This is a genomic window from Nocardia sp. NPDC003482 (assembly GCF_053588115.1).
Map to the genome: position 1 here is coordinate 94469 of NZ_JBSFPI010000026.1, position 10654 is coordinate 105122.

General features: G+C 71.5%; 10 protein-coding genes. 6 read left to right on the forward strand and 4 right to left on the reverse strand.

Annotated features, from left to right (window positions below):
* The first annotated feature begins 5 nt into the window (after window positions 1-5).
* The gene (locus tag ACWDSJ_RS31955; RefSeq protein WP_450036353.1) at window positions 6-1553 is read left to right on the forward strand and encodes an acyl-CoA carboxylase subunit beta; all 1548 of its coding nucleotides are present in this window, start codon (window positions 6-8) and stop codon (window positions 1551-1553) included.
* Here the strand turns inward: ACWDSJ_RS31955 and ACWDSJ_RS31960 are convergent, their stop codons facing one another.
* The gene (locus ACWDSJ_RS31960; protein WP_450036354.1) at window positions 1554-2942 is read right to left on the reverse strand and encodes a lipase family protein; all 1389 of its coding nucleotides are present in this window, start codon (window positions 2940-2942) and stop codon (window positions 1554-1556) included.
* A 161-nt stretch (window positions 2943-3103) separates the two neighbouring features.
* On the opposite strand from ACWDSJ_RS31960, the gene ACWDSJ_RS31965 reads away from it, so the two are divergent.
* The gene (locus tag ACWDSJ_RS31965; RefSeq protein ID WP_450036356.1) at window positions 3104-3760 is read left to right on the forward strand and encodes an NAD(P)H-binding protein; all 657 of its coding nucleotides are present in this window, start codon (window positions 3104-3106) and stop codon (window positions 3758-3760) included.
* A 145-nt stretch (window positions 3761-3905) separates the two neighbouring features.
* Here the strand turns inward: ACWDSJ_RS31965 and ACWDSJ_RS31970 are convergent, their stop codons facing one another.
* The gene (locus tag ACWDSJ_RS31970; RefSeq protein WP_387360815.1) at window positions 3906-5120 is read right to left on the reverse strand and encodes a lipase family protein; all 1215 of its coding nucleotides are present in this window, start codon (window positions 5118-5120) and stop codon (window positions 3906-3908) included.
* A gap of 194 nt (window positions 5121-5314) precedes the next feature.
* On the opposite strand from ACWDSJ_RS31970, the gene ACWDSJ_RS31975 reads away from it, so the two are divergent.
* The 3 genes from ACWDSJ_RS31975 (at window position 5315) to ACWDSJ_RS31985 (ending at window position 8241) form a co-directional block, all read left to right on the forward strand.
* Window positions 5315-5536, forward strand: a complete 222-nt coding sequence (locus ACWDSJ_RS31975) for a hypothetical protein (RefSeq protein WP_387360813.1) — start codon at window positions 5315-5317, stop codon at window positions 5534-5536.
* 366 nt (window positions 5537-5902) lie between these two features.
* The gene (gene rfaE2 / locus ACWDSJ_RS31980) at window positions 5903-7414 is read left to right on the forward strand and encodes a D-glycero-beta-D-manno-heptose 1-phosphate adenylyltransferase (RefSeq protein WP_450036357.1); all 1512 of its coding nucleotides are present in this window, start codon (window positions 5903-5905) and stop codon (window positions 7412-7414) included.
* Window positions 7414-8241, forward strand: a complete 828-nt coding sequence (locus ACWDSJ_RS31985; RefSeq protein ID WP_450036364.1) for a glycosyltransferase family 2 protein — start codon at window positions 7414-7416, stop codon at window positions 8239-8241. Before rfaE2 ends, ACWDSJ_RS31985 begins: the two co-directional genes overlap by 1 nt.
* Before the next feature lie 6 nt (window positions 8242-8247).
* Here the strand turns inward: ACWDSJ_RS31985 and ACWDSJ_RS31990 are convergent, their stop codons facing one another.
* Together ACWDSJ_RS31990 and ACWDSJ_RS31995 are read right to left on the reverse strand one after the other, a co-directional pair.
* Window positions 8248-9351 (reverse strand): glycosyltransferase family 9 protein, encoded by a 1104-nt coding sequence (locus tag ACWDSJ_RS31990; RefSeq protein WP_450036358.1) that lies wholly within the window; start codon window positions 9349-9351, stop codon window positions 8248-8250.
* A complete protein-coding gene (locus ACWDSJ_RS31995) occupies window positions 9352-9687 on the reverse strand; it encodes a DUF3140 domain-containing protein (protein WP_387360805.1) in 336 nt (111 codons plus the stop codon).
* Between the two features lie 100 nt (window positions 9688-9787).
* On the opposite strand from ACWDSJ_RS31995, the gene ACWDSJ_RS32000 reads away from it, so the two are divergent.
* Window positions 9788-10654 (forward strand): baeRF2 domain-containing protein (locus tag ACWDSJ_RS32000; protein ID WP_450036359.1); only part of this gene is annotated, 867 nt, incomplete at its 3' end.

Consider the following 10654-nt stretch of genomic DNA (forward strand, 5'->3'; position numbering starts at 1 on the left):
CGAGCATGACGGGCACGCGAGGAAAGCTGCAGGAACTGCACAAGCTCCTCGAACTGGCGGAGGAACCGACCGGACAGGCCGGAATCGACAAACGCCGCGACAAAGGCATCCCCAGTGCCCGCGAACGGATTCGGATGCTGGTGGATCCGGGCAGTTTCGTGGAGACCGGCGCGCTCATGCGCCAGCCCGGCACCCCGGACGCCTACTACGGCGACGGCGTGGTCACCGGGCGCGGGCGCATCGACGGGCGGCCGGTGGTGGTGATCGCCCACGATCAGACCGTCTACGGCGGGTCGGTCGGCGAGATGTTCGGCCGGAAGGTCGCGGCCGCAATGGAATTCGCGTACGAGAACGCCTGCCCGGTGGTGGCGATCAACGACTCCGGCGGCGCCCGCATCCAGGACGCGGTCACCTCCCTGGCCTGGTACGCGCTGATGTGCCGCCGTCAGGAGGAGCTGTCGGGCTATGTGCCGATGGTCGCGGTGATGCTGGGCAAGTGCGCCGCGGGATCGGTGTACGGGCCGGTCAACATGGACGTGCTGGTCGCCACCGACCGGTCCTACATGTTCGTCACCGGGCCCGACGTGATCAAGGCGGTGACCGGTGAGGACGTCACGGCCGAGGAGCTGGGCGGGGCGGCGGTGCAGGCCCGCAACGGGACTATCCACCACGTCGCCACCACCGAGCGGGAGGCGTTCGACTGGGTGCGTTCGTATCTGGGCTATCTGCCGTCGAGCTGCCTCGAGCAGCCGCCGATCGTCAATCCCGGCCTGGAACCCGAGGTGACCGCGCACGACCGCGAACTGGACGCGATCATCCCCGACTCGGACAAGTCCGGCTACGACATGCACGACATCCTGTTGCGCATCTTCGACGACGGCGAGTTCCACGAGATCGGTGCGGCGACGGCCGCGAACCTCATCACCGGCTTCGCCCGCGTGGACGGCCGCAGCGTCGGCGTGGTCGCCAATCAGCCGCTGGTGCTGGGCGGCGCGCTGGACGCCCAGTGCTCGGACAAGGCGACCCATTTCATCCGGCTCTGCGACGCGTTCGGGCTGCCGCTGATCTTCGTGGTCGACACCCCGGGCGTGCTGCCGGGCGTGGACGAGGAACGCAACGGGGTGATCAAGCGCGGTGGCCGGTTCTTCCGCGCGGTGATCGAGGCGAGCGTGCCGATCGTGACCGTGGTCGTGCGCAAGGCCTACGGCGGCGGGTACGCGGTGATGGGCTGCAAGCAGCTCGGCGCGGACATCTCGCTGGCCTGGCCGACCGCGCGGATCGCGGTGATGGGCGCGGAGAGCATGGTCGGCATCGTCGGCCGCCGCCAGCTCGCCGCGACCCCGCCCGAACAGCGGGAGACGGTGCGGCAGAACATGATCGACTTCTACAACGCCACCGTCGCCACGCCGTGGATCGCCGCCGAGCGCGGTTACATCGACGCGGTCATCGAACCGTCGCGGACCCGCCTCGAGATCCGCAAGGCGCTGCGCCTGTTGCGCGAGAAGGACTCGCGAAAGCCCAACCCGCGCAAGCACAATCTGTTCCCCATGTGATCAGCACTCGTTCGGGGCGGGCACGCCCCGCAACCGCTGATCGACCCAGTTCATCGCGTCCGGGTAGCCGGTCGCGGCGGCGATGATGTGTTCACCGGGCACGCTGCGGTAGACCGCGTGCACCCCGAGGGCGCACTGTTCGCGGAACAGCGTGCGCGCGCCCTCGGCGGGGATCCAGAACTCCTGTTCGCCGTTGTAGACATACAGCGGCACAGCGGATTTCATGCCCTGCATGCGTGTGACGCGGTAGATGTCGGCGGCCAGGTCGCTGTGCAGCGGATCGGGGACGTCGGCGGCGATATCGATCGGCAGCATCAGCACGCCGGTCGCGCCGAAGATGCCCGCGCAGGTGTCCTTCAGCGGGGAGATCGCCGCCCAGCGGCCGAGGTTGTTCATCATGCCGAGGATCTCCGGGCGTTCGCGGGCGACGCCGAAGGTGGCGGCCAGGAACACGCCGGAGGCCAGGTTGGCGTTCATGCTGCGCGCGAGGATCTTGTAGTCCGCGGGCACGCCGCCCAGCGCCGCGCCCGCGACGACCGGGGTCAACTCCGGGGCATAGGAGTCGAGCAGCGCCACCGCGCCGCGGGTGGCGATGGCGCCGCCGGAGTAGCCGTGCATGACGAAGCGGCTGTCGGCGAATTCGTCGGGCAGCCAATTGCGCAGGGCGCGAATGGAATCCAGCACCGCGTGCCCGGCCACGTAGGGTTCGGCGTAGGCCATGCGCGGGCCCTCGTGGTCGGGGATCAGCACCGCGTATCCGCGCAGCGCGGCCAGCTGGGTGGTGGGCGGGATCCAATCGGTGGTGGCGCTGTCGGCGCCGTTGAGGCCGTGCGCCAGCGTGTAACTCGGCGTGCAGTGGCGGCCGAGCGCGTCGATGGGCAGGTTGTTGACCAGCACCGGCCGCGGTCCCGGGCCGGGCCAGGGGGCGGCCGGGACGACCAGGGACGCGGTCGCGAACGAGGGCGCGTCGTGCGCGTCGGTGGTGCGGAACTTCAGTTGCAGCACCTGCCGCACCGGGACCAGCACCAGCGGGCCGCCCGTCGCGGTGACGTCGCGGACCTCGAGGACGTCGCCCGGGGCGTGGTCGGCCAGATCCGGCGGCCAGGTGTCGAACAGCGGATCACCGGAATCGCTTGGCATGACGGCACTTTGGAGATTCGTCAGCGCCGGGGTGAGGCCCGCCGCGGCCATCGGTCCGGGCGGCGCGGGGATCGGTGGCGGCGGGATCACCGCGTCGATCCACTGTTGCAGGCCGGGCAGGGACAGATTCGGGGGCAGGGGGAGGCCGGGGGGCGCGGGTGGGTCCGGCTGTGCCGGTTGCGCCTGGGCGGCCACCGCGGAGCCCGCGACGATCGATAACACTGCGATGAGGACGCGCCAGTACCGCATGACCCACTCCCGTTGTGAGCTTCCCCCGGACCCGCCAGACCAGGTCAGTCGAGAGTACGAAAGTCACTTGGTCGAACGCCCGGATGTCGCTGTTTCGTGCGCAGGACGAGTCCGGTTCGAGATGCCGGGACGCGAATCGGGGATCGGTACGATCAGTTGTTATGCGAATCGTCATCGCGGGTGGACACGGCAAGATCGCGCTGCTGCTGGCCGGGGAGCTGTCCCGGCGCGGGGACGAGGTACACAGCCTGATCCGCAAAACGGAGCAGTCCGCCGAGGTCGCGGCGACGGGCGCGAAGCCGGTGCTCCTCGACCTCGAGCACGCCGCCGAGGACGAAGTGCTGGCCGCCGTCACCGCCGCCGACGCGGCCGTCTTCGCCGCGGGCGCGGGCGCCGGGAGCGGCGTGGCCCGCAAGTACACCGTCGACCGCGACGGCTCGATCCGCCTGGCCCGCGCCGCCGAACAGGCCGGTGTCCGCCGCTTCCTCCAGATCTCCTCGATGGGCGCGGGCCAGGCCCCCGACCCGTCCCGCGACGAGGTCTGGGCCGCCTACATCGACGCGAAAACCCAGGCCGAGAACGACCTTCACCCCCGCCGCCTCGACTGGACCATCCTGCGCCCCGGCCGCCTCACCGACACCGAACCCACCCACCACATCACCCTCACCCCACCCCCGGCCCCCTACGGCTCCATCCCCCGAGCCGACGTAGCCACCGTCCTCGCCGACCTCCTCCCCGCCGAGAACACCCACGGCAAAACCCTCGAACTAATCTCCGGCGACACCCCCATCCCCGAAGCCATCCGCGCCCTCACCTAACCCCTCGCGCTTCGCGCTCGGGGACAAGGGAATTCCGCGCCCTGAGAAGAGAGAGGCCCAGCGCCCGGAGAAGAGAGAGCCCGGGCGCACCCCATGGCCCCCGGGGCGCTCTCTCCCTTTGTCCCCGAGCGCGAAGCCCGAGGGGTCAGCAGTTGCTCGGTGCCGCCACTCCGTGGTAGCGGTCGGTGAGCCATTGGAGTACCTCGGGCAGCCCGAGGACCGCGGCGGTGAGGTGGTCCGGGACGGGGATCGTTTCCGATTGGAGGCGGACGCCCTCGCCGCACCAGCGGTGGGTCGTGTTCACGATGGCGTCGACCGGGACCAGGCCGTCGATGGGTGAATGCCATTCCAGGACAGGCATGTTCGGGACGCTGTCGGTGTAGAGCTCGAGGCTGTTCTCCTCGACGACCTTGCGGGCGCGCAGGTCCTGGGTCATGGAGGTGGTGCGGGCGACGTCGAGGACGCTGCGGCCCGCGCCCTCGGTGAGCAGGTCGTTGGTGCAGGCGTTGGCCATCTGGTCGCGCAGGGCCTTGCCCTTGTCGTTGAGTTGATCCGACAGCGGGAAGCGGTCGGGGTATTCGCGTTCCAGGCCGAGGCCGGCGGCCATCGCCAGGCCGAAGACCGGATGCGAGTTGTACCCCAGACCCTCGAGCATCTTCACCAGGTTCATCGGCACGCCGCCCGCGGCCGCCCCGGCGATGTGCAGATCGGGCGCGTAGCTGGGCGCGAGCGCGGCCGCCCAGGCGGTCGCCATGCCGCCGCCGGAGTAACCGGCCATGGTGACCGGGCTGTGCTCGAGCCGCAGCTGCTTGACGTTCTGCACCGCGCGGATGCCATCGAGGGTGATCTGACCGCCCAAACGCGCCGCGCCGTAAGCGAAGTCGGGCCCGAGGTGGTCGGGCATGGCGATGCTCCACCCCTGCCGCAGCACCACGTTGTAGGCGGGCGCCTCACGGATCATGAGGTTGGGATCGTCGGTGTAGAGCACCCGCGAGACGCCGCAGCGCGTGCCCAGCCCGTTGATGATCGTCTGATACGACAGCAGCGGCCCGTCGGCGGCCCGCTCGTGCGGCGTGAGCACTGTCGTCGTCGCCGCGATCGGCTTGCCCTCGGAGTTGGTGGAGCGGAATTTGATCAGCGTGACGTCGGTGTCGGGAAAGATGGCCAACGGCGACATCGCGCGCACGTCGAGCACATCCCCGGGCTGATGGTCGGCGATATCGGCCGGTTCGGCGTAGAACGGGTCCGGATCGGGTGTCGGATAGATCGGTTGCGCGACCGCCGTCGTGCTCGCGGCGACGAGCAGCAACAGGCCGCCCGCGCACGCGCCGAACGCACGGCGCAACGCTTTGTTCCCCATGGCCGCACACATTATCGGGCGCACCGCCGACACGCGAGTAGTCCTGAAAGATCACAAGTTCCGTACCCACGCCCTGTGTCGCGCGACGAATTACGGCACAACCGCTGGTCAGGCCCCCGAACAGGACCGTACCGTCGAATTCGGCGCTGCTGCCGGACCTTCGGCGCGCAGCGCAGCAGGCGAAGGAGCACGGCATGGACATGCGCGACACCGTCCCGGCGGCAACCGCTCGACGCGTCACGGTCTACTTCGACGGCCCCGAGCCCGGTGACCAACTGATCCTCGAATACGCCGCGACCCACGCCGAGGCGCAGGAGTTCGCGACGGCGGCGGTGAGCACCGGCCTCGCGGTGACCGTGGACGGCAAGGTCCGTCCGGGCATGCGGCCGCTGCCGTGCCGCCGACTCTGGCACTGACCCGCCGAACGTAGTCGTCCGGCGGGCCGGGCGCCGACCCGGCGCGGGCAGGCGGGAGTCGCTGACCTGACCACGCGTCCGTCCTCGTCGGCGCAGCGCTCGTCGGACCGGAAGTGGCGGGTATCGGACCCGGCAAGCGCACGCTCTCGCGCGCCCTCACCCTACGACCCGGCCGACGGTCCCGCGACCGCCGCGGCGGTCTCTGAGCCATCTCACACCCGCGCTCCTGATGCGTTGGACTCCTTCACAATTCGGCTCGGCGCACCGGTTCGCCGCCTCGATGAAACACCCCTACTTCTCAGTTCGCCCGTTTATCGCTGCGAGCGCGTGGAATCGCGGGACCAGACCGCCGACGGAAGGTACGCGATGCGCACTCCGACCAGCGACACCCCGAACCGCCCGCTCCCGGACGGTCACGAACTGACCCCCGCCCTCGCCGAACGCCTCGCCCGCCTCGACGCCGACGTGGTCGTGCTGGGCGACGCCATGCTCGACGTGTGGATGTGGGGCCGCTCCGAACGACTCTGCCGCGAGGCGCCGGTCCCCGTGGTCGACATCGCCCGCAGCGTCGCCGCCCCCGGCGGCGCCGCCAACACCGCCGCGAATCTCGCCGCGCTCGGCGCCCGGGTGCGCCTGGTGTCGCTGATCGGCGACGACGCGGCCGGACGGCAACTGCGCGACCAACTGCGCCGCCACGGCGTCGCCGACGACCACGTGCACACCGCCCCGCACCGCTCGACCGTGGTCAAGCGCCGAGTGCTCGCGGGCGATCAGCTCATGATCCGCTTCGACGAGGGCGATCAGCTACCGCTGGACGGCTCCGCGCCCGACGTCACCGCGAGCCTCGCCGCCGCCCTCGACGGCGCCGACGCCCTGGTGGTCTGCGACTACGACGGCGGATTGGCCGCGGGTTTGCGCGCCCACCTCGCCACCCTGCGCGCGGACCTGCCGCTGCTGGTCGTCGACAGCCACCGCCCCGCCGCCTGGCAATCGGTGCGCCCGGATGTGACCACCCCCAACGCCGCCGAGGCCGCCGCCGCCCTGGAACTGCCGCTCCCGGCCGACGGCGAGGACCGCGTGGACCTGTTCGACCGCCACCGCGCGCGGCTGTTCGAGCTGACCGGCGCGCAGACGGTGGCGGTCACCCTCGACCGCGACGGCGCTTTGCTGCTCGCCGGTGACCGCCCGGCGCACCGCACCTGGGCCGAACCGGTGCCCGAACGCCAATGCAGCGGCGGCGGAGACACTTTCGTGGCCGCGCTCACGCTGGGCCTGCTGGCCGGGCTGCCCGAATCGGCGGCGGCCGAGGTCGCCCAGGCCGCCGCCGACGTGGTCGTGCACCGCCCCGGCACCTCGGTCTGCTCGACCACCGATCTGCACGAGCGGGTCGCGGGCAGCGGCGGCGGGGTGCTCACCCAGGACGAACTCGCCGCCACCCTCGACGCGCACCGCCGCGCCGGACGGCGAATCGTGTTCACCAACGGCTGTTTCGACGTCCTGCACACCGGCCACATCGCCTACCTGAACGAGGCCAAACGCCTGGGCGACGTGCTGGTGGTCGCGGTCAACTCAGACCGCGGCGTGCGGGAGTTGAAAGGCCCGGACCGCCCGGTCAATTCCGAGGACGACCGCGCCGCGATGCTGGCGGCGCTGAGCTGCGTGGACCACGTGACGATCTTCGACGAACCCACCCCCGCCGCGCTGCTGCGGCGGCTGCGCCCGGAACTGTATGTCAAGGGCGGCGACTACCGGCCCGAAATGCTCAGCGAGACAGACGTTGTCGCCGAATACGGCGGCGAGGTCCAGGTGCTGGGGTACGTCGCCAAGCGCTCCACCACCGCGCTCATCGAACGCATCCGCGCCGGGGCGCGGACGTGATGGGTGAGCCGGAACTCGAGGTCCTGATCCCCACCCGCAACCGCCCCACCGAACTGGCCACCACGCTGTCCGGGCTTGCGGCACAGGACCTTTCGGATTTCGCCGTGGTGGTCAGCGACCAGTCCGACGACGCCGCCAGCTACGACACCCCCGCCGCGCTGGCCATGGCGAGGATGCTGCGCTACCGCGGGCACCGGGTGCGGCTGTCGACCCATCGCCCGCCCGCGGGCATGGCCGAGCAGCGCGCCCATCTGCTGAGCTGCTCCCGGTCGCGCTACGTGCTGTTCCTCGACGACGACGTCTGGCTCGAACCCGGCACCCTGCGCCGGATGCGCACGGCCATCGGCGAATTGCGCTGCGGCTTCGTCGGCTGCGCGGTGCAGGGTCTGTCGTATCTGGACGATCACCGCCCGCAGGAGCTCGACCCCTTCGAGATCTGGCCCGGCGCACCGGAACCCGAGCGGATCACCCGCGAGGACAAGGCGTGGCAGCGCTACACCCTGCACAACGCCGCCAACCCCACTCACCTCGCCGAACAACTCGCCCTGCGGCCGGGCGACTGGCTGGCCTACAAGGTCGCCTGGGTCGGCGGCTGCGTGCTCTACGACCGCGAGAAGCTCGTCCGCACAGGCGGTTTCGAGTTCTGGCGGGAGTTGCCGCGCCATCACAGCGGCGAGGACGTGCTGGCCCAGCTGCGGGTACAGGCGCGCTACGGCGGCGCGGGCATCCTGCCCAGCGGCGCGGTCCATCTGGAGTCCCCGACGACGGTGCCCCGCCGCGAGGTCGAGGCGTACGACATCGTGCCGCCCGACTTCTGGACGGAGTGAGCGCCGCTACGGCACCAGATCGTCCACCTCGGCGATCACCTGCGCCACCGACACGGTGTCCACGAACGAGTCGTCGTGTTCGCAGCGCGGCACGGTCTCGTCGGTGCAGTCGCGCCCGCACACCGGGCAGTGTGTGGTCCAGGAGAACAGGATTCGATCCCGCCCGCGCCCGAGCGGTCCGGCGTTGATCACATTGCCGATCCAGTAGATCCCGATCGTGGGCGTCCCGACCGCCGCGGCCAGATGCCGGGGCCCGCTGTCGTTGCCCACCAGCAGACAGCTGCGCGCGAGCACCCCGGTCACCGTCGAGAAGTCCTGTCCCACAATGATTTCGAACGCCTTGCCCGCCTCGGGCGCGAGCTCGCGCACCGCGTCGTGCAGGGTGTCGAGCAGCTCCCGTTCCCCGTGCTCGCCGAGGACGACCACACCGAGGCCGCGATCCAGGCAGTGCGCGGCCACCCGCGCGAACCGGTCGATCGGCCAGCGCCGCCGCGGATCGGTCGCGCTCGGATGCAGCGCGACGACGGGATCGGGCAGATTGCCCAGCACCCGGTCGGCGGCGGCGAGGTCGGCGGCGGTCACCGCGAGCGTGGGGTCCAGCCGCGCCGGCGGCGCGCCCGCCAGGCCCACGACCTCCAGGGCGCGCAGCGTCTCGTGCTGGTAGTAGCGGAACGGCAGCGTGCGCGTCAGCGGCGCGGCGTCGGGCGTGCGCGAGCCCACGCTCCAATGCGGATTCAGTTGGTGCACAAAGCCGTTGGACCAGCGGCCGCCGCCGTGCAACTGCACGCCCAGATCGATCGGGGCGCGGCAGACCCGGCGGAAGAACTCCGCCTCGGCCTCGGGATCCTCGGCCCGCCCGGCCGTGAGGCCCGCGGGCAGCGCGATCACCTCGTCGACGGGGCTCGGGCGCCCGCGCAGCAGTTCGGCGTGCAGGGGGCTGCCCAGCAGCACGATCTCGGCGTCGGGGTAGGCGGCCGCGAGGGCGTGGATCGCGGGGACCGCGAACAGCAGATCACCCAGCCCGCCCCCGCGCAGGACCGCGATGCGGCGCACGTCCGGCCACGGTTCGCCGATCTCCCCTATTCCGTATGGTTCCGGTGCGCGCGTCATTCAGCCGACCCGCAGCGGATCGTGACCCACCGACATCAGCCGGTGCCGCCACTCCGGCCGCCCTGCCTCCGACTCCGGCTCGGCGCCGCGTTCGTCCAGGACCCGGCGCACCACCGTGCGCATGACGTCGGCGTCGCCCCGGTCGAGGTCGGTGCGGCGTTTGCCGAGGATCGCCAGCACGTCCCGGCCCAGCGGCGCGCCCGCCCGATCGGGTTCGGTCTCGGTGCGCGGGCCCGCCGCGTCGGTGCGCAGCCAGTCCCGCAGTTCCCGGGAGCTCATGTTGACCACCTGGTGGAAGTCCTCCCACAGGTCGTCGTCGACTATGGATTCGGCCATCACGCCCTCCTTGCGGTCGTGGTCCGGCTACCACGCTGTCGCCGGGACAAACGCGGCGGGCGTGAGGATTGCCCCGGGGTTCGACGGGTATCCGCACCACGTGGTCACGACGAGCTTGCGAGAACTGGCCGACCACGAAGGTCCCTTCGTGTCGGTCTATGTGGACAACAGCGGCAACATCCCGGCGCTGCGCGCCGAACTGGCCGAAAAGGGCGCTCCCCCACCGCTTCTCGACCTCGTCGACGACACCTTGACCAGCACCGAACCCGGACGGACCGGGCACGCGGTGATCGCCGGGGGCGGTGAGGTGCTCGTCGCCGAGCCGTTGCCGGTGCCGCCGCCGCGCCCGGTCGTGCGGGTGTCCCCGCTGCCGTACCTGCTGCCGCTGTTGCAGTTCCGGGAGCCGCGCACGCCCTACATCGTCGCGCTCGCCGACCGCGCGGGCGCCCAGATCCGCGGCGTCGACTCGCGGGGCCGCGAGGTGGCGGGCACGGTGCCCGGGGCGGCGCCGAACGAGGTCGCGTGGCTCGCCGACCGCGCGGGCGCGACGCTGGTGCTGGTGGCGGGCGAGGCCAGCGTGCGCGCGGCCCTGTCCGACGCTCTCGGGCCGCGCGGACGCCGCGTCGTCGAACTCGAACACGATTCGCGCGCCATCGAATTCGACTCCCCCGCGCTCCAGGAACAGATCCGGCGGGTGCTGCACGAGGAGGCCGAACTGCGCCGCCGCGCGGTGGTGCGCTTGTTCGCCCAGGAACGCTCGCGTCCCCGAGGCCTCGCGGTCGAGGGTCTCGCGGCCACCACGGCCGCGCTGCGCGAGGCCAATGCCGACACGCTGCTGATCGATCCGGATCGGTTGGGCGACAGCACCGTCGGCGTCGGCCCGGACCCCACCCAGGTGGTGCCCGTGGACCGGCCGCCGCACCGCACCTGGCCGCGGCGCGCCGACGAGGCCCTGCCCGTCGCCGCG

Coding starts and splice junctions, on each gene's coding strand:
- ACWDSJ_RS31955 (WP_450036353.1), top strand. CDS start 6: ATGACGGGCACGCGAGGAAAGCTGCAGGAACTGCACAAGCTCCTCGAA.
- ACWDSJ_RS31960 (WP_450036354.1), bottom strand. CDS start 2,942: ATGCGGTACTGGCGCGTCCTCATCGCAGTGTTATCGATCGTCGCGGGC.
- ACWDSJ_RS31965 (WP_450036356.1), top strand. CDS start 3,104: ATGCGAATCGTCATCGCGGGTGGACACGGCAAGATCGCGCTGCTGCTG.
- ACWDSJ_RS31970 (WP_387360815.1), bottom strand. CDS start 5,120: ATGGGGAACAAAGCGTTGCGCCGTGCGTTCGGCGCGTGCGCGGGCGGC.
- ACWDSJ_RS31975 (WP_387360813.1), top strand. CDS start 5,315: ATGGACATGCGCGACACCGTCCCGGCGGCAACCGCTCGACGCGTCACG.
- rfaE2 (WP_450036357.1), top strand. CDS start 5,903: ATGCGCACTCCGACCAGCGACACCCCGAACCGCCCGCTCCCGGACGGT.
- ACWDSJ_RS31985 (WP_450036364.1), top strand. CDS start 7,414: ATGGGTGAGCCGGAACTCGAGGTCCTGATCCCCACCCGCAACCGCCCC.
- ACWDSJ_RS31990 (WP_450036358.1), bottom strand. CDS start 9,351: ATGACGCGCGCACCGGAACCATACGGAATAGGGGAGATCGGCGAACCG.
- ACWDSJ_RS31995 (WP_387360805.1), bottom strand. CDS start 9,687: ATGGCCGAATCCATAGTCGACGACGACCTGTGGGAGGACTTCCACCAG.